18 protein-coding genes and 4 pseudogenes are annotated in these 17,563 nt (G+C 60.9%); 11 read left to right on the forward strand and 11 right to left on the reverse strand.

Going from position 1 to position 17,563, the window contains the following annotated elements; translation table 11 throughout:
- The first annotated feature begins 1 nt into the window (after position 1).
- A complete protein-coding gene (locus NL528_RS32185; RefSeq protein WP_309178408.1) occupies positions 2 to 1,846 on the forward strand; it encodes a LysR family transcriptional regulator in 1,845 nt (614 codons plus the stop codon).
- Positions 1,847 to 1,886: 40 nt separating this feature from the next.
- Here NL528_RS32185 and NL528_RS32190 read toward each other — a convergent pair whose 3' ends face one another.
- Positions 1,887 to 3,167 carry a Zn-dependent hydrolase gene (locus tag NL528_RS32190; protein WP_309178409.1) on the reverse strand — a complete coding sequence of 427 codons (1,281 nt, stop codon included), beginning with the start codon at positions 3,165 to 3,167 and terminating at the stop codon, positions 1,887 to 1,889.
- Positions 3,168 to 3,179: 12 nt separating this feature from the next.
- Complete coding sequence (locus NL528_RS32195) at positions 3,180 to 4,532, reverse strand: dihydroorotase family protein (RefSeq protein ID WP_309178410.1); 1,353 nt, start codon at positions 4,530 to 4,532, stop codon at positions 3,180 to 3,182.
- Between the two features lie 464 nt (positions 4,533 to 4,996).
- On the opposite strand from NL528_RS32195, the gene NL528_RS32200 reads away from it, so the two are divergent.
- The gene (locus tag NL528_RS32200; protein WP_309178411.1) at positions 4,997 to 5,200 is read left to right on the forward strand and encodes a VOC family protein; all 204 of its coding nucleotides are present in this window, start codon (positions 4,997 to 4,999) and stop codon (positions 5,198 to 5,200) included.
- A 174-nt stretch (positions 5,201 to 5,374) separates the two neighbouring features.
- Here NL528_RS32200 and NL528_RS32205 read toward each other — a convergent pair.
- A pseudogene (locus NL528_RS32205) lies at positions 5,375 to 5,494 on the reverse strand (ATP-binding protein); the annotation flags it as partial.
- Positions 5,495 to 5,822: 328 nt separating this feature from the next.
- On the opposite strand from NL528_RS32205, the gene NL528_RS32210 reads away from it, so the two are divergent.
- From NL528_RS32210 to NL528_RS32220, 3 genes are all read left to right on the forward strand, one after another.
- Positions 5,823 to 6,104 carry an AbrB/MazE/SpoVT family DNA-binding domain-containing protein gene (locus NL528_RS32210; RefSeq protein WP_309178412.1) on the forward strand — a complete coding sequence of 94 codons (282 nt, stop codon included), beginning with the start codon at positions 5,823 to 5,825 and terminating at the stop codon, positions 6,102 to 6,104.
- Entirely contained in the window at positions 6,085 to 6,474 is a 390-nt protein-coding gene (locus NL528_RS32215; RefSeq protein WP_309178413.1) for a type II toxin-antitoxin system VapC family toxin, read from the forward strand. The genes NL528_RS32210 and NL528_RS32215 overlap by 20 nt, the downstream gene beginning before the upstream one ends.
- Before the next feature lie 368 nt (positions 6,475 to 6,842).
- On the forward strand, positions 6,843 to 8,186 hold the full coding sequence (locus NL528_RS32220) for an IS5 family transposase (protein WP_309177718.1): 1,344 nt from the start codon (positions 6,843 to 6,845) through the stop codon (positions 8,184 to 8,186).
- Positions 8,187 to 8,304: 118 nt separating this feature from the next.
- Here the strand turns inward: NL528_RS32220 and NL528_RS32225 are convergent, their stop codons facing one another.
- From NL528_RS32225 to NL528_RS32235, 3 genes and pseudogenes are all read right to left on the reverse strand, one after another.
- On the reverse strand, positions 8,305 to 8,466 hold the full coding sequence (locus NL528_RS32225; RefSeq protein ID WP_309178414.1) for a hypothetical protein: 162 nt from the start codon (positions 8,464 to 8,466) through the stop codon (positions 8,305 to 8,307).
- 543 nt (positions 8,467 to 9,009) lie between these two features.
- Positions 9,010 to 9,210 (reverse strand): annotated as a pseudogene (locus NL528_RS32230) (DUF4167 domain-containing protein); the annotation flags it as partial.
- Positions 9,211 to 9,645: 435 nt separating this feature from the next.
- Positions 9,646 to 9,831: a hypothetical protein gene (locus tag NL528_RS32235; RefSeq protein ID WP_247832865.1), complete on the reverse strand. Its 186-nt coding sequence runs from the start codon at positions 9,829 to 9,831 to the stop codon at positions 9,646 to 9,648.
- 297 nt (positions 9,832 to 10,128) lie between these two features.
- On the opposite strand from NL528_RS32235, the gene NL528_RS47265 reads away from it, so the two are divergent.
- The gene (locus tag NL528_RS47265; RefSeq protein ID WP_375143912.1) at positions 10,129 to 10,548 is read left to right on the forward strand and encodes a hypothetical protein; all 420 of its coding nucleotides are present in this window, start codon (positions 10,129 to 10,131) and stop codon (positions 10,546 to 10,548) included.
- 40 nt (positions 10,549 to 10,588) lie between these two features.
- Here NL528_RS47265 and NL528_RS32245 read toward each other — a convergent pair whose 3' ends face one another.
- Entirely contained in the window at positions 10,589 to 11,491 is a 903-nt protein-coding gene (locus NL528_RS32245) for a transglutaminase family protein (RefSeq protein ID WP_309185096.1), read from the reverse strand.
- On the opposite strand from NL528_RS32245, the gene NL528_RS32250 reads away from it, so the two are divergent.
- From NL528_RS32250 to NL528_RS32265, 4 genes and pseudogenes are all read left to right on the forward strand, one after another.
- On the forward strand, positions 11,384 to 11,932 hold the full coding sequence (locus NL528_RS32250) for a hypothetical protein (protein ID WP_309185339.1): 549 nt from the start codon (positions 11,384 to 11,386) through the stop codon (positions 11,930 to 11,932). The two genes, NL528_RS32245 and NL528_RS32250, sit on opposite strands and share 108 nt — an antisense overlap.
- A 424-nt stretch (positions 11,933 to 12,356) precedes the next feature.
- Positions 12,357 to 12,551: pseudogene (locus tag NL528_RS32255) on the forward strand (VOC family protein); the annotation flags it as partial.
- An 82-nt stretch (positions 12,552 to 12,633) separates the two neighbouring features.
- Entirely contained in the window at positions 12,634 to 13,386 is a 753-nt protein-coding gene (locus tag NL528_RS32260) for a cupin domain-containing protein (RefSeq protein WP_309178416.1), read from the forward strand.
- 59 nt (positions 13,387 to 13,445) lie between these two features.
- A pseudogene (locus tag NL528_RS32265) lies at positions 13,446 to 13,772 on the forward strand (NAD(P)H-binding protein); the annotation flags it as partial.
- Between the two features lie 62 nt (positions 13,773 to 13,834).
- On the opposite strand, the gene NL528_RS32270 reads toward NL528_RS32265, so the two are convergent.
- Together NL528_RS32270 and NL528_RS32275 are read right to left on the reverse strand one after the other, a co-directional pair.
- Entirely contained in the window at positions 13,835 to 14,419 is a 585-nt protein-coding gene (locus NL528_RS32270) for a hypothetical protein (RefSeq protein ID WP_309185342.1), read from the reverse strand.
- Positions 14,420 to 14,886: 467 nt separating this feature from the next.
- Positions 14,887 to 15,360 (reverse strand): MarR family transcriptional regulator, encoded by a 474-nt coding sequence (locus NL528_RS32275; protein ID WP_309178417.1) that lies wholly within the window; start codon positions 15,358 to 15,360, stop codon positions 14,887 to 14,889.
- A 92-nt stretch (positions 15,361 to 15,452) separates the two neighbouring features.
- Here NL528_RS32275 and NL528_RS32280 point away from each other — a divergent pair, with 92 nt between their 5' ends.
- On the forward strand, positions 15,453 to 16,742 hold the full coding sequence (locus tag NL528_RS32280; RefSeq protein WP_309178418.1) for an MFS transporter: 1,290 nt from the start codon (positions 15,453 to 15,455) through the stop codon (positions 16,740 to 16,742).
- A 183-nt stretch (positions 16,743 to 16,925) separates the two neighbouring features.
- Here NL528_RS32280 and NL528_RS32285 read toward each other — a convergent pair whose 3' ends face one another.
- Both NL528_RS32285 and NL528_RS32290 read right to left on the reverse strand, forming a co-directional pair.
- Entirely contained in the window at positions 16,926 to 17,120 is a 195-nt protein-coding gene (locus tag NL528_RS32285; protein WP_309178419.1) for a (2Fe-2S)-binding protein, read from the reverse strand.
- Positions 17,117 to 17,290, reverse strand: coding sequence for a hypothetical protein (locus NL528_RS32290; RefSeq protein WP_309178420.1), 174 nt, complete (start codon positions 17,288 to 17,290; stop codon positions 17,117 to 17,119). Before NL528_RS32290 ends, NL528_RS32285 begins: the two co-directional genes overlap by 4 nt.
- Between the last annotated feature and the right edge of the window lie 273 nt (positions 17,291 to 17,563).

The raw sequence follows: 17,563 nt of genomic DNA on the forward strand, positions 1-17,563 counted from the left end.
AATGGTCGAACTGCGCACCCTGGCCTATTTCGCGACCGCTTGCCGATCCGGCAGTTTTACCCAGGCCGCGGCGGATCTCGGCATCGCGGCATCGACGCTCAGCACCACCATGAAGGCGCTCGAACGCGACGTCGGCCTCTCCCTTTTCCGGCGGATCAACAACAACCTTTATCCCACCGACTCGGCGCGGGCGTTGATACGCAGCGCAGATCCCTTGCTGATGGCTGAGCTGTTCGCCCGCCGCTGGGTCGCAGCACCGGCGAAAGCGAGGCTTAGACGCCTGACCGTCGAGGCCGGCCTCAGTTTCACCATCGGCGGACTGAGCAAGGCGATTCGTTACGCCGTCGACCGAATGGGTGTTGAGCGTCCTGACGTTTTCGTCGATCCGCTATGGGCCGACGAAAAGGATATTCCGCATCTCGGCGGCATGGCTGAGGAATGGGACGACGGAAAATCCAGCCGCATCACCCTGGCCTTGGATGATGAAAGTCCGCGGGCGTCGAAGCGGGCCACGACGCTGCTGTCGGATCGATGGGTGTTCGCCTGCCGGATGCCTGCGGGCACCCCGCATTATCCGAAGGCGGCCGATCTGGCGGCAGGCCGGCTGGTGGTGCCGTTGCTGTCGCCGCCTTTGATCGAGCAGGCCGAACGCTATTTCAGCCAGCACAGGATCAGCGGCGTGCGGTTTCTCGGCGATCATCCGGGTGATCTGCCGCGGATTATGGATGATTATCCGGACGCAGCCCTATTTGTGCCCGAGACGCTGGTTTCTCCGCGGCTCGGATTGCTCAACGTCGCAGCGGTCGTTCCGGAAAAACCGCTGACGACGAAGATCATCGCCCGCGCGGCGGAGCCGGACGCCGTGACGGCATTGTTCGTGCGCCATTTGCGGCGCGCACTGACGGAGACCAAGCCATCTCGCGCCGAACGTCCCGTCGTCAGCCTGCGGCAAATTCGCTATTTTAACCTGGTGCAGCGGCTTCGGCGTGTGTCCGCCGCGGCGCGCGGCGCCAATATCAGCCAACCCGCGCTCAGCGAACAGATCCACAAGCTGGAAGCGTCCCTGGGCGGCGCGCTGTTCGAGCGGCATGGCGACGGCATGATACCGACCGACAAGGGAGAGCGATTCGATCGGATGGCGAGGCTGATCGAAGCCCGGTTCCGGCAACTTTCCACCGGTGATGCCGCTGCCGCGGCGGCGCAGAGCCGACGGATCGCCTTGGGAATTTTGCCGTCGGTCAACCAGCACGGCTTCCTCGTCAACCGGATCACAGAGGCCATGCTGGACGTCCAGGCGCGCCATCCAGCCCTGAAACTTGTGATCCGGGAGGCGCCGAACGGCACGCTGCAGGACTGGGTGATACGCGGTCTGGTCGGCGTGGCGATCGTTGAAACCGTATTGCCGCAAATGCCGCGTCTGCCGCTCGGCTCATCCGAACGGCTGGCGGCGATCGTCCACACCCGTCACGACCTGCTGCCCCCGGGTCCGGTGACGCTCGCCAACCTCGCCCGGCTGCAACTCGCGTTGCCGACCAACCGCTTCGGGTTGCGCCAGCTACTCGACGACGCGGCCGAACAGCACGACGTCCGGCTGCGGCCCTACATGGAGATCGACGCGCTGCCGATGGCGGTGGCGATCCTGGCGCGGCTGCCGGTGTGCACGGTGCTGCCGGCGTCGGCGGTGGAACGCGAAATCGCCGCCGGCGACCTCGCCGCCCACCCGATCATCGAGCCTACGATTTCGCGGCGGTTGTTCGTGATCTATTCCGGCGAGCGCACCCTGAGCGAATCCGAACGCGGCCTGGTCAACTCGCTGCGAAGGAAATTGTCGGAGCCGGCCAAGTGAGCTGATGCCCTCTTCTAAGAGGCTTCGAGGAATTGCGCTGTCATGCGGCTTCACCACCACGGCTTCGCGGCAAGGACTGATCGAGCGCCCTGACCGCCTGATAAATGACCGCCGCGCCGGCTGCGATTGCCTCGCGGTCCGCCCATTCCTCCGGGGCGTGGCTCTTGCCCTTGCGGCAGGGTACAAAGACCATCGCCGACGGCGCGATCCGGCTCATGAACGCCGCATCGTGGCCGGCGCCGCTCGGCAGGTCCATTTCACCAAGACCGAGATCATGCGCGCACTGCCGCAAGGCGGCGCGCAGATCCGGATCGCAGGCGACCGGAGGGCCATCCGACAAGGTTTCGAATTTGGGGCGCGTCACCTTAGCCGCTGCGGCATGGGCCGCGCTCTCGCGGTCGATGGTGCCGACGAAACGCGCCGTCAATTCCGGATTGGTGGTGCGTGCATCGATGACCAGCCGGCAGCGCCCCGGCACGATGTTCGAGGCAGAAGGCTCAACCGTCAGGATGCCGACCGTGGCGACAAAATAATCCTCGCCCTCGGCGGCGAGCTGCTCGGCGGCGCGCCGAACCGCCTCGACGGTGTTGGCGGCCGCCGCCAGCGCATCGTGGCGCAGCGCCATCGGCGTCGTACCGGCATGATCGGCTTCGCCCTGGAATACAATTTCGATACGGCGGATGCCGACGATCGATGTGACCACACCGACATCGAGCGACCGCGATTCCAGTACGATGCCTTGCTCGATGTGCAACTCCAGAAAGGCGCTAATATCATTGCGCTTGGCCTCGATGAGCCGATCAGGATTTCCACCGACCCGTCGCAAGGCGTCACGCAATGTTTCGCCGCCGGGCTCGGTGAGATCGAGCATCTTGCCATCCAGCGATCCCGTCATGCCCCGGCTGCCAATGCATGACAGGCCGTATTCGCTGGGCTCTTCGGCGAGAAAATCGATGATTTCGATGGTGTGATCCAGCCGCGTGCCGGACTGCCGCAGCGCGCGCACGATTTCGAGCCCCGTCGCCACCCCGGCGATGCCGTCGAAGCGTCCGCCCGACGGGACGGTGTCGCTATGGGAGCCGATCGCGATGATGCCGAGTTCGGGATTGTTGCCCTCGATCCGGCCGATCAGATTGCCCGCCGTATCGATCCGGGTTGTCAGTCCCGCCTCTGCCAAGCGCTGCGCGAGCCAGGCGCGGCCTTCGAGAAACAACGCCGTGAACGAGCGCCGGGTGTAAGGCCGCGCCGGATCGGTAATGTCGGCCAGCGCCATCACATCCGCCCAAAGGCGATCGGCGTCGAGCGGAAGATTTGTTTTCATCGGATCCCGTGATTAGTGGGCGCGAAGCGGGCTGACAAAGCGGCCCTTGCCGGGTTCGGCCAGCACACGCCCGTCGGCGGCAACGCAGTCGCCCCGCAGATAGGTCTCGACCGCACGGAAGGGCAACTCAATTCCGTCATACGGGCTCCAGGACACGAAGTTATTCCCGCTGGCCGCCGAATTGTAACGATAAGGGTCGCGGCGCATCAACACGATGTCCGCATCGCGGCCGACCTCCAGCGCGCCCTTGACATGCGTGATCCGGAACAGCGCAGCGGGATTGTGGGCCATCAGCCGCGCGGCATGGGTCAGGGAAAGCTTGCGCTCGTCCAGTCCTTTCAGCAGCAGCGCGTACAGGGCTTCGAGGCCCGGAATTCCCGAAGCATTCTTCAGCATGTTCGGATCGGTCTTGCGATCCTCCGACCAGCTCACGTGATCGGTCGAGACGATCGTGACATTGCCTGCGTCGAGATGACGCCACAATGCCTCGACCTCGTGACGCGGCCGCAGCGGCGGATTGATCTTGGCCTTGCCGCCGAGCCGGCGAACGTCGTTGTCTTCGTCGAGCGTAAGGTAGTGCACGCAGGCCTCTATCGTCGCGCCATGGCCCTGCGCGCGGTAGGCGGCGGCCAGTTCATAGCCGCGGCCGATGGAGCTGTGGACGATATGCACCGGGCAGCCGGCGCCCGCGCCGAGTTCGAACACTTCAGCGGTCGCCAGCGCCTCGGAGATCGGCGGCCTCGACAAGCCGTGCGCGGTATAGTCGGTAATGCCCCTGGCCTCGACCTCCGCCATGAAGGCGCGGACCATCTCGTCGTTCTCATTGTGGATGCCGGCGATCAGCCCTCTTTTGCCGACGGCGCAGAAGCTTTGGTAGAGCATGTGCGGCGGGATGCGCGGAAACCGCTTTGGGTGCGTGCCGAAGGTCGAAAACTTGAACGCGGCGGCGCCGGCCTCAACGAGTTCATCGACCCGCGCCGGCCCCTCCTCCGGATCGATGGTCGCATAAAGCGCGAAATCCACGCGCGCCTGCGCGGCCGCCTCTTTGGCCTTGGTACTAAACCGCTCGGCCGTCGCGATCAGGCAGTTGTCATCGTAGGGCATGTCGACGATGGTCGTGACGCCGCCCGCCGCGGCGCTACGCGTCGACCAGACGAAATCCTCCTGGCCCAACTGACTGCGGCTGTGGACCTGCGCATCGATCGCGCCCGGAAGCACAAAAACCCCGGGGCCACCGTGCTTTTCGCCGTCGGGCAGACCGCCGGACCCAACCAATTGCACCTTGCCGTCGCCAACCAGAACATAACCGTTGTCGAGGATCCGGTCAGGAAGAACGATCGTTCCCGCAAAGACCATGTCTGCCATCGCTGCCCTTTCGTTGCCGGCAATGTCCGCAGCATTACCGCCGCGTCTAACCTATAACGAAGGCCGGACCACCTACTAATCCGGTTTGATCAAAGCTACCGATAGGAAAAACTGAAGCTATGCTCGTACACGAGGCCGGGGGGACGCTCGGCGCTTCCTAAGCCGTCGGCCGGCGGTTAGTGCGAGCACGTAGCTGACTTCGCCGATTTGCCAATTTTTGGGTGGCCAAATAGCACATTGAAACACAATCGGTATTTTTCGCGATTGGCAAACCTTCGTGCGCTCGGTCGCTCCAGTCTTGAGCTGGCCCCGGTAGCCGCCGTTTTCGTTCTTGGTGACGTATCCGATTGCAGTCGTGGTCTGTCCTCATCTGTTGTTCGCGAGGGGCCGATCCCCTGCGATGGCGAGACCGTCATGGGGAGCACATCCACCATGTCAACCACCAGGTCGAGAGCAATGATGACGTGCTGCGCTCTTACTATCATTTGTCGGACCAGCGCGTACCGATCGTATTCGGCCCGGGGCGTCATCCGACGTCAGGGGCAAGATTTCTCTACTTTGAGGGGCCCGATGGAATGGTGTTTGCTGATTCCGACGATCTCGCCCGGGTGTACCGATTTGATCTCGCCCAGGATTCCGAGATGATCTCGCCCACCATTCCGATTTGATGCCGCCCGGGGCGCGAGGCGTTCTGGCTGTCTGGTTTCTGGCATCGGCAAAGCCGCGTGGTCAATCTTGAATCGCGGCTCGGCGGACTTGTTTTTCTGCTGCTTCTGCTGTGGGCATGTGGGCAACGCTCTTGCGTTGTCCAAGCGCAGCGGCATGTCCACAGCGCCACGGGCTCAGGCCTTTCGGCCGGGTTTACGGGTTCGTCGCAGGCTCTCCCCATTGAGATCGATCCGGTGGGCGTTATGGACCAGGCGGTCGAGGACGGCGTCGGCATAGGTCGGGTCACCGAACACCGCTGAATCCTACAATTCTTGATCGGACCGTAACTCACATCACGGTTATCCGCTTTGCTCCAAGAGCCGCCTGTACCCGGCGTCCGCGCCCCTTGGTACACGCTGAACTACGCTTCATTGCGGAAAACGCGAAACAATCCTTCCCAAACCAGCGATCAAGTGAGTCAAACGATGAATCAGCCCATGAGCGGTAAGGGTCGACCGCCGAGAGGTCGATCAGCGAGTAGGTCGAACACCGCCTGCACTTCACCTCGAGGTCCCGGCATAGGCCTTGCCATCCGGCCCAAGTCGGACCATCTTACTTTTGTCTTACCGAATGAAAGCCGCGATGTCCGCCAAGCAAAAACTGACCACTACCGTCTCGACCAAGGGCCAGGTGATATTGCCCAAGGCGATCCGGGAACGGCTGCACTGGCCCGCCGGAACGGAACTGGTGGTGGAGGATACCCCCGAGGGCGTATTGCTGAAGACGAAGCCCGCCTTTGCGCCCACCCGGCCGAAAGACGTATTTGGCTCCCTACCCTATAAGGGGCCGGCGAAGTCGATCGCGGATATGGAGGCGGGGATCGCCGCCGAGGCGAAACGGCGGCATGCTCGCAATCGATACTAAACTCATCGTCCGCTATCTGGTGGGCGACGATCCCGGACAGGCTGCCCGGGCGCGCAGGCTGATCGACAGCAATGACGTCTTCGTCCGCACCACAGTCCTGCTAGAGACCGAGTGGGTGCTGCGGAGCGTCTATCGGTTTTCCGCTGCCCAGTGCGCCAAGGCCCTCTCCGATTTCGCGGGGCTGCCGCGCGCGAGTCTGGAAGATGCTACCGCCGCGGCGAAGGCGCTGGGCTGGATGCGGCAGGGCGTGGACTTTGCGGATGGTCTGCATCTGGCCAAAGCGGAAGGCTGTGAGGCCTTCATCAGCTTCGACCAGGATTTCGCCAAGGCCGCCAACGCCCTTGGCGGCATCAAGGTGCGGACGCCCTAACACCGAGCGCGCAGAGCGCACGTAAGATCGCCGTCATGGAGCCGCCTATGCGCACCCGCCGCTCCTCGACCAGCTTGAGGTGATAATCGGCTCGGTGGAGAACGCCCGCAAGAAAGACCCTAAAGGCTATAAGAAGAAACGACTATCCGGAACATCGTGTTGAAACCTGAGCAAATTGGTCTGTCCAAGTCGTAAGCAGCGAAGCAGTTAACTCGTCGTCCGTGAAGAATTCCCAAGTCGTTGATTTAGAATCTGGAAATGGCAGGCTGGGGCAACCGAGTTTGCCGGGAATCGGGTGTGCGGAAGGGGATTCCTTGCAAATTTGATTTGTGATTCACTCGCCTTTGGATGTTTTGGCGGGGGACCAGATGCGACCACCGGAACGGCGGGAGACGGGAGAGCAGGATCTGTTTCGCTCCCGGCTCGATCAGATCATCGACCTGAAGCATCCGCTGGTGGCGCTGGGGCGCACGGTGGATTGGGAGTTCCTGGAACGGGAGTTCGGGGCGGTCTACACGGATGATCCCGGCCGCCCGCCACTGCCGACGCGATTGATGGCGGGGCTGGCGATCCTCAAGCACACCTACGACCTGTCCGACGAGGTGCTGTGCGAGCGCTGGGTCGAGAACCCCTATTACCAGTTCTTCTGCGGCGAGGAGTTCTTCCAGCACCGGCTGGTGTTCGATCGCTCGTCGCTGACGCGCTGGCGCAACCGGATGGGCGAGGAGCGGCTGCAGGCATTGCTGCAGGAGAGCCTGTCGGTGGCCACCAGAACCAAGGCGATCAAGCCGTCCGAGTTGTCACGGGTGATCGTCGATACCACCGTGCAGCCCAAGAACGTGACGTTCCCCACCGACGCGAAGCTTCTGAACCGGGCGCGCGAGAAACTGGTGCGGCTGGCGCAGCGCCACGGGGTAGATTTGCGCCAGTCCTATGCGCGCCTGGGCAAGTTCGCCCTGATCCAGCATCAGCGCTATGCCCACGCCAAGCAGTTCAAGCGTGCCAACCGGATGCTCAAGAAGCTGCGCACCTATCTCGGCCGCGTCATCCGCGACATCGGCCGCAAGATCGAGGGCAACAGCGGGCTCGAAGGGACGTTCGCACAGCTGCTATTGCTGGCGCGGCGCGTGCGCGAGCAGCAGCAACGTCAACGCGGACCGAAGGTCTATTCCCTGCATGCGCCGGAAGTCGAATGCATCGGCAAGGGCAAGGCCCATCGGCCTTACGAGTTCGGCGTCAAGGTCAGCGTTGCCACCACCCTCAAGCACTGCAAGGGCGGCCAGTTCGTCACCCATGTGAAGGCGCTGCCCGGCAATCCATATGATGGCCACACCTTGGAAACCGTGATCCCGGACATGGAAGCGCTCGTCGGCAACACCATCGCGCGCATCCTCGCCGACAAGGGCTACCGCGGCCACAATGCGCCGCCCGATTACAAGTTCAGGGTCTTCATCTCGGGGCAAAAGCGAGGGGTGACGCCGCAGATCAAGCGCGAACTCCGCCGCAGGTCCGCCGTCGAGCCCGTCATCGGCCATCTCAAAGCCGAGCACCGCATGGGCCGCAACTATCTCTGGTTCCGGCGCGGCGACGCCAACAACGCCGTCCTCGCCGCCGTCGGCTACAACTTCCGCCGCCTGATCCGCTGGCTCAGGATTTTGTTGCGCCAAATCCTGGCCGCTCTCTTCGCCGCGCCGTCGACCAATCCAGCCTGAAATTAGGGTTCTTCACGGACGACTAACTCCCAAGCCGCAAACCGCGCTGCGATTTACGCTCAGCACAGGTTTCGTCATCTGTTGGCAGGTTAAGCCACTCACGCCGGCATCAAGCGCCTTAGTTCTTTCTGGGCTGCGGTTCGTTCGCTACTTCCTCTGCCAGTAGCTTTAAAAGCTTCTCCTGCCGCGCGTCAGCTTTCGCTGCCGCCGCCTCCGATGCAGCCACGAGACTGCGATAGAGCCTAAGGTTTTGCTGGCGAATGAAAAATTGATGTTCCATAGCTACCTCCTCTGAGGGCATGGACCGAAGGGCATCGTGCGCCTAAGAATGGGAAGTGTCGAAGAAGGCGGATTGAGAGCCGGAAGAACTTTGCTAAACAAAACTGCTCGTCGAAGCGAGCAGTTCGTTTCCATTAGCGTTGCGGATCTCTTTGCTGGCCGCCGCTCTGCTGGCCGCCCTGGTTTGGAATTTGCGTCTGTTGGCCAGGCGTCTGATTCGGGTTCTGGCCGGACTTGGCGGACTAATCGCCCTGTCGATTCTGCTGACTATACTTGTTGGGATCATTCTGTTTGTCATCACGTCTCCCTAATGGTCGGGAAGATATGACAACCGAGCATACGGGTGGTTCGTTCCGGCAAATCAAAAAGAAAGCCATTCAATTCAAATGTGGTAGACTTGCTAATTATCGCGATCTTCCTTCAGTTACCCCCCGTGCTGAGCGACACATCCGATTGAAGCTTCGAAACTCGGCGCCTGGTTTGAGTCACTCGAAGGAAGCGAGGGCGGATTCCCATTCGGTTACCGCGCGCTCTCGCTCATGGAGCGGAAATAATGTTCGGCGTGTTGGTAGGAATTCTCCGCCTCGACTTGATCGCCAGCTAGAGTTTGGGCACGAGCCAACGCGAGATACCGCTCATAGTTGGTCCTCACGCTTTGGCGGTTTTTGGAACGCCCCTCCGCGGGAGGTGAGCGCTCCGCCCGTCTTCGCGACCGCGCAGCGGATCTGGATTGATTCATAGTCATGAATGTCCTCGAGCCGTCGCACACGGCTCGCTCCCTATATGGCAGTTGTAACGGTCACGCTGATTAACACAGCGATGCGGCAACGAACTTGCTCAGTTTTTTCAGCGTCAACCCGCAAGAGTTAGGTTTCGGTTTCCAACCGGGATTATCGCGGCGTTGCCTTAGTCGTACCGTCGATATGTGAGCGCGCTGTGCCTCGTGGCGGATCGCTGGCCGCATCGGCAACCTCAAGCGGGCGCTTGTCTTCGAAATCGCATTCACATCGGAACGGTCTGCGTAGCGGCAAAACGGTCGTCCGTGTGCGACTGGGATCGCCGCTTGATCAAGAGCACTGTGAGCATGCTAACCCACACTACTTAGGGGCGCAGGGTGGTGATTTCAAGTTGCGGCGTAACGCAAAGCGGCGCCTCCAGGGGGCGGTGCTAGATTTTGTGGCTATTGGTCAATTGCACCGGTAGTTCGCACAGCATTGCATGCTTCGAAGTGAGAGGCGATTTCAGCTTCGGCCTCGTTCTCCCATTTTTCAGCTTCGGCGAGCCATATGAAACGTTTAGTCGGGTCGCTCACTGCGAGCTGGCGAAACTTAGCCTCTAACTTGCGGCACTGCACAAGGTCTTTCATTGTCACCTCCTGGGAGATGCATTTTCCGAGACACATTAGGCCCGTCTTGACGACAAAGTCATTACGTTTCGGAGCTTATATCTTGCGTGCGTCATTGACGGCAATCCGGTTCAGTTTGCCACGTCAATTGAGATTCCCAAGCGCGCTGTCCAACGATCGCCATGAACGCCGGCGAGTTTGGCCGGCGAAACACCCGGACCACCGTGGCCTCCAGCACCAATATTGCCAAGAGAGCTCGCTCCAAGGTCGAAGCGGATTTTGCCACTTGGCTCATGATGGCCAAGCTAGGCAGTTTCGATGACCTTCCGCCAAACCCAGAACTTTCTGACCAACTATCGAGCCCGGCTCGAAACGATGAGCGAAGCCGAGTCCACGGTGCTGGCCCTCCGCGAGGTCTACAGCGCTTATTACAGCGAGATGGGAGGCTTGGGCGCGGCGCCCGAACGGCAAGCCCGCAAACCGGAGACAGAGCGCAAGGTCGTGCGGTTGCCGAAGTCGCCTAGACCTCAGCCAGCTGGGGCTGCGCGCAATTCGTCCAGGTCAATGATCCGAAAATCCCTTTGCAGCCAACTCGGCGTAGCTCGGTCTACAGAATCCGCGATGTCGCTGGCGACTTGGTTATCTGATTTCGGGATCACCTCGCCGGCCTGTTCTGGCGGCGATAGCGGCTTCCGACGAAGCGATTTAAATCTACGATTTCGTTCGCGGCTGACTTAGTCGGTCTATAAGTGTGGCTTCGAGGAACGAACCTACCTCGTCACTTTGCGTCCACCACCGACAGGCTCGGCGAGCCGCCCTCCGTCTTCACGTTCACGGTGACTTCCATCCCGAGTTCTTCGTCGGCATCGCCCCAGTAGCTACCGGAGAGCGGAATTGCTTGCTGAGGTGTTCTGGCGACCCCCACCCTGATGAGGTCGCGATTGCCGACGATCCCGTTCGTGGGATCGAATTCGACCCAGCCAGAGCCAGGGACGTAGATTTGGCACCATGCGTGGGTCGAGCCTCCGCCCAGACGAACCGGCCCGTCGCGATCGGGCACGTAAACATACCCAGTAACGAAGCGCGCGGCAAAGCCCAATGAGCGCGCCCCTTCCATCATGAGCAAGGCGAAGTCTCTACATGTCCCTTGCTGGCTTTCGAGAGTTTCGCTCGGCGTTTGGGTTCCGCGGGAGGACCGCCGCTTGTATGAAAAGCCCTCCGCAATGGCTTCATTGAGCGTCATGAGCAGTTGTCCCGTCGGTCTGCTTACGTCCGTCGTGACGAATTTAGCCAGCCAGTCCTCCACTCCACTTCCGGGATGATGGCGGCGGATGTAGGCAGCCAGGTCGGGCAACTCGTCCTCCGCATAGGCGAAAGGGTGCGACCGCGCGTAATCCTCGATCCGAAAATCAGGAGTGTTCTCCGGTGTATGTTCCAAGCGGATGACAGACTCGAACTTCAGAACCCGGGTACGCTCCGCAAAGTCGACCAGCGTCACGCAGTTTCCGAAAACGTCGTGGATCCAGCGAACCTCGGCAGGATCCGGCGTCACCGTAAGGCAGGAATCGAGCAGGTGCTGATCGAAGCTATCGCGGGGCCGGAACAGCATCTGATGCCGGCCCGGCATTACCGGCTTCTTGTACCGATACGTCGTCGTGTGATGGACGCTGAAAACAGTCATAGCGGCAAAGGCCCAGTCCGTCATTCGACTCTAGCTTCCAAGAAGGCCACTTGCGAAGCCCATTTTTATCTATCCGATAAATCAGGTCTGGAAGTGCCGTGCGAAGTACTGGCGGTGTATCTGCCTACTCTTTTAGCGCCCGCCGGGGCCTTCGCCGAGTTCAAAAATGGAGGCAACCTTGAAGATCCGGGCAGGCTACGACATCGCATTCAACTGCTTTCAGGAAGTCCCGTGCTCCTGATGTTGAGCGTTCACCCTTCCCGGCAGCAGGCGAAAGCTCTTCACTCCTTGAATAGGTCGGCGCTGATGAGGATGACCGGCTCGGACGAGGCAGGCATCGTAATCGAAAAACAACGCGCGTGTCTGTTACATGGTTTTGTTACATCTCGTTACGGCAGTTGCGGCCTTCTTAGGCACGATCATAAAGAGATGCCATCATAATCAGTGGCGCACGTTTTGTGGCAGCAACGCTGTCTTGAAGTCGCCTCGCGACTGCACCACGTTAGGGTCGTCGATGAGACGCGTAGGACTTACCGACATCACGGTAGGCAACTCGACGCGCCTCGGCGCATCGCAACGTTCGGCCACGTGACGCTGCGCGTCGCAACACATCGCTACGCAACGCTTGAGCCGCTGGGGAAGCCCGGCGGCTCGCGCGCGTTAGCGCGGACGGCCCCCTCAATCGCCTGTGGCTCCGAGACGCCTATCGCAGCCAGCCGGAGGCTGAAACCGAGGAGATCTGACGACGAGGGCGCGAGCTAGTCCCGCGCCGCCCGACCCGCCGGTTCACGCCGGCGGGCCTTAATTCCGCGGGTGCAAATCGCCTTGAAGCCAGCGTCCAAGGGCCTTGGACTTCATGGGGTCTTGGTCCTGGTGGGGTCTGGTCATCTTCTACGTCACCGATGTTGACGTACTTTACGAACGCGCGCTCGCAGCAGGATACCAGGCGGCTACTGTGCCCCGCGATGCCGAATGGGGTGAGCGCTTCTTCCACCTGGTTGACCCCGACGGCCACGAACTCAGTTTCGCTCGGCCTTTGCTCCCGGTTTCCCTCCAATAGCAGCTCGAAGCGGCCTGCCATTCCGAGAGGCGCTGGGAGAGCGTATGGTGCTCCGATGATCCGCTGAACCTGGGAGGCAATCATGCAGTTCAGGACAACCGGACTACTGTTGCTCGGCGCGATGGCACTTCCCGCCTCCGGGGCCGCACAAACCACCACCGCTTCACCGGCAATTACACGAACAGTGATCGCCGCAACTAAACTGCCAACCGTTATAGACGCCCCGCTCCATTTCAAAGCGGTGAGCATCACTCTTCAGCCGGACGAAAGGAGCAGCGTCTCGGCGGGCAACGGCATCCTCTACCAGATATCAGGATCGACCGAGGTCGCGCTCGATGGCGAGGCCAAAATGCTCAACGCCGGAGAGGGGTTGTTCATAGCCGGCGGAAAGACTGCGGCGCTAGCGGCGGGTCGCGGAGGGCCCTCGACTTTCCTCCACTTCCTCCTTGCTCCCGCTGGGGACTTGGGTCGGCCTGCCGAGACAGCACCTGCCGCCGTGAGAGAATTGTATCACACAGCGAATTCGATCCCCGACCTGAAGCCAGGTGGTTATGATCTCAATCTCACGCGAGTCACCTTTCCAGCGCAGATGCCCTCCAACCCGCCACACCATCGGTCAGGCGCGGCTCTATACTTTGTTATTTCCGGAACCGGAGCGAACACGGTCGACGGTAAGACGGAATCAAGGGGACCGGGTTCCGTGATCTATGAACCGTACGCTCTCGTGCACCAATGGGGAAACCCAGGCAACGAGCCGTTGATATTCTTGGCCTTCAACATCAATCCGGAAGGTGTGGCGGCCGTGCTTCCGGGCGCACCAGCCAAGAAACAATAGCTAGTGGCGGCCCGGCTCCGGAGGACCGTTCGACTCCACATGAATTGGCGAATTGAATCATGGTGGCAACGCACGATCGAACCGTCACCGTGTTCGGCGGAGCCGGCTTTCTCGGCCGCCGCATCGTTCGGCATCTGCGCTCTCACGGATTTCCTGTTCGGACCGCGTCAAGGCATCCGGATCGGGGGCACAGACTGTTTGGTCCCGATTTTCCGCAGCTTCAATCCGTAGGGGCCAACATTCACGACGAACGGTCAGTCGCGGATGCGCTTGCCGGCGCCTACGGCGTTGTTAATGCGGTTAGCCTTTACGTCGAGCACGGAGAGGAGACTTTTCATTCCGTTCACGTCGAGGCTGCCCAACGGGTAGCGGCTCAAGCACTCCGTGCCGGCGTCGATCGGCTCGTTCACATTTCAGGAATCGGCGCCGACGCCGCCTCACAATCACGCTACATCCGTAAGCGCGGCAAAGGCGAACTGGCGGTTCGGGCCGCCTTCGGCGATGCACTTTTCGCAGTAAGTAGATCCGCAATCGTTGCAGACTTCTCAATCGACAACAGCCCCCCAACATCGTCGATGCCAAGGTCACCGAAGGTTCGCTCAAGTTTGATCTCGCCGCTTTCGACGTAATTTCCGAACAGCATCGACAGGACGCTCTTGCGAGCCGACGCGAGATAACTCACCTGCGTAACATCACCATACTTGAAAGCAATCTTTCCTCCCGGGACAACCATGAGCGAGGTCGTCGGAAGATCGCGGAGCATCATTATGACAGACGTGACGCTATCTGGCGTAAAGCCTGACTCATTTGTGCTGGAATGCTCCTCCCAGGTTGCAGACGGGAAAACCGAAGAGCCTTCGCTGGTCTGAACATCCGCCGCCTCCCACGCATCGTTCGCCTGAAGGGCGCCTGCCGCGGTGGTGAGCAGTAGAGCGGCGAGAAAATCCCGGCGCCTCACTCGTGCGCCCAGGCTCGGGATTATTTCGTGTCTCACCTCACACCAAGCCTCCCTATTGCCGCCGAAAATTAGCATGATGGAAGCTCGCGCGGGACTGCTTTCGCCTCTTTTCCGCCGCTGAAGGCTTGGTAGTCCGCCTTGGGTCCCTGGCTGTGTGAAAACGTGAAATCTTGCGAACGCTGGAGAATCTACTTCTCAGATCACGCGGCACTGGAGTTCAGTATGCTCTCCGTAGTCTCAGAAGCGGCGTCAGAAGGAATGCTTTTCTCCGCAATTTGCGCGCCGTCGCGTTTTCACACGGTCAAGACCCCGTCGGCCGGTACCGTCCGGTCTACCCCAACAGGCAGACATCCTCAGAGCCTGGCGGCATGTCTCAAACGTGCCGATATTGTTGCAAAAGCTGAATGGCATTCCGGGGTAATGCTCGACCATCACGCTGGTGACCAATGCGACGACTAGCGCCAGTATCGATGCGGCGAACGTCTTCAAAGCGAAAATGAAATCCGCGCGGCGGATCGGAAACGGTTCTTCCGCGCGCATGACTATTTCGCCTCTGAAACAGTCTTCGCTTCATGCAGGCGGCTCGCCCGCTGCTCGATGCGCTGGAGTGTCTCGAAGGTTATCGCGAGCTCCTCGCTGCCAATATCCTTCAGCAGTCTCGCCCGCACGCGGCGCAGGACCCGGTTCATCTCCTCGACCTTGGCCTCGCCGGTCGCGGTGAGATGCAAGGTCTTGGCGCGCCTGTCGGTCGGATCCTCGCGGCGCTCCACCAGGCCTTCGGCCTGCAGCAGATCGATCAGCCGCACAAGCGAGGGTCCCTCGATCCCCAATTCGTCGGCCAGCACGCCCTGGCGAACCGTTTCCCCTTGCCGCGACAGCACCAGCAGCGGAACTGCGGTCGCGTATGACAGGCCGTGATCGGATAGCGCCTGGTCAGACTCGCGGCGCCAGATCCGGCCGAGCCTTGCGATCAGCCGGCCGATTTCAGCGTGGATACGGGCTTGCGATGGAGCCATGCATATTGGATAGGACACAAACTATTAGTTTGCAACTATATAGGCTGGCATATTTCAGACGATCCCAAAAAAGCGAACGAGGACAACGCATTATGGGCGCCGGCTCCACGACAGAGACACGGGGGACGATTCCGGGCGAAAGCAGCCTGGCGCTCATCCCGACCTTTGTCGTCGTGGCGGTGGATGCCACTGGGATGGGGATCATCCTGCCCCTGCTGCCGTTCTATTCGCAGCGGCTCGGCGCCACCCCGTTCCTCATCGGCGCACTGATTTCGGTCTATGCGATCTGCCAACTCATTGCCGGCCCGGTCGTCGGCATGCTCTCGAACCGCTACGGCCGCCGCAAGGTTTTGGTCGTGAGCCAGATCGGGACCTGCGTTGGCTTCGTGCTACTCGCGATGGCGCCCAGCCTCACGCTGGTGTTCTTGGCACGCATCATCGATGGACTTACGTCCGGCAATATCTCCGTGGCTCACGCCTACGCCGCCGAGCACAGCGCGCCCTCGACTCGCAAGCAGGCGCTCGGCATGACCAGCGGAGCGATTGGAACCGGATTGCTGGTGGGCCCTGCGCTCTCGGGCATTCTCGTCCACTATGGCGACACCGCGCCGGTGTGGGCAGCAACGGCCTTGTCGCTGATCAGCATTCTTGCCACGATCGTCCTGCTGCCGCCGGATCACTCGGCCTCCGAACCGCTCTACCAGCAGCGCGCGCCTGAGCCGACGCTGGCGCGCACGATACTCGGGATGCGCTATGCGTGGCACCTGCTCGGCCTGCTCATCGTGTTCTTCTTCGTGAACTCGATGTTCCTGTCGCAGATTGGCCTTTTCCTGTCGGCGCGGTTCAGCTGGGACGGGCATCCATTCGGCGCCCGCGAACTCGGCTCGATGTTCGCCTATGCCGGCTTCATCAACCTGGTCGTCCAGGGTTTTCTGATCACGCGCGCCAACCAGTTCGCATCCGATCGCAGCATCGTCATAGCGGCGTTTGCCTGCATGGGCCTTGGATTTCTGGGCCTTGCGATCAGGAACGGCATCGGCCTGCTCGCGGTGTTCCTGACGCTGATCATCATTGGCACCATGTTCACCCGCAGCACGCTAACGGCAGAACTGTCGCGCAGCACGGCAATGAATCGCCAGGGCATGATCATGGGCCTCAATCAATCGCTGATGTCAGGCGCCAACATTAGCGCCCCGCTCGTGAGTGGTGCGCTGATCGGTCACCAGCTCTTCGTCATCTGGCCGCTTGCGATGGCGGCGATTGCAATGATCGGTGCGGTGCTGGCGAGACAGTTTCTTGCGCATGCACAGCCCGCACGCGAACGCTTCGAGCACGGCAGCATTGCCTCAAATCATCGCGCACGAAAATCGCCTAAAGTATAGGCACTTGAAAGAATAGTCGGAGTGGCGGGATTCGAATCTGCACCCAGCGTTCCGCACGCTGTGAACATCTTCTAAATTGTCGATCTTTCTTGCTGCTGTGGCGAATGCGCTCACCACGTTTTGCTCATGCTCGTTTTGTCTTTCATTGCGGCGCTCGATCGACGGCTGCCCGGCCCGGCAGATCTAGCTCACAGACTCCTTCGCCAACGGCGCGAAGGTATCCTCGAGTATGATTTTGATGGTATGGGCGCAGCGGCCGCATTTCGCCACACAGCCGAGCGTGGCGTAGACCCTTCTCATCTGCGCACTGGATACGGCGGTTGCGATCGCAGATCTTACTTGACCGTCGGTGAGGACGTTACAGCTGCAGATGATCACGTCGCGCTCCTGGCTGGTGGGAGCTTCAGCGCTGGCGCGATGAAGCCGACCGCGGTTGTGTCGAAGCCGTCAGCGGCGCCGATGGGGAAAAAGACGTTAGAACCGTGGTCCGAAACGGACCAAATGGGGGCATAGGCGAGTTCCTGAATATCGACGGCCAGGGCAGACATGACGTTGGTCCTTCCTCTCGAAAACCACAGTAGTGATCGCTACGCGCCCAAGACAGGATCATTTGTATCTATTTTGATACCCGCCGAGTATGAGGCCTCATGCGCCGTCATCCAGGCGTCAAGCTTGCACAGCACTTCGGGCTGAACGATCCCGACCTCCTCCGCGCCCAGGACGCGACGCTTCCAGCCAAAATTGTCATGGCGCCGGCCTCGATGGCCGCTGCTACAGCCACCAGATCTCACATTTCTGGGATTCCGGCGCTCCTGTAATAA

It is taken from the genome of Bradyrhizobium sp. Ash2021, from assembly GCF_031202265.1.
GTDB lineage: Bacteria > Pseudomonadota > Alphaproteobacteria > Rhizobiales > Xanthobacteraceae > Bradyrhizobium.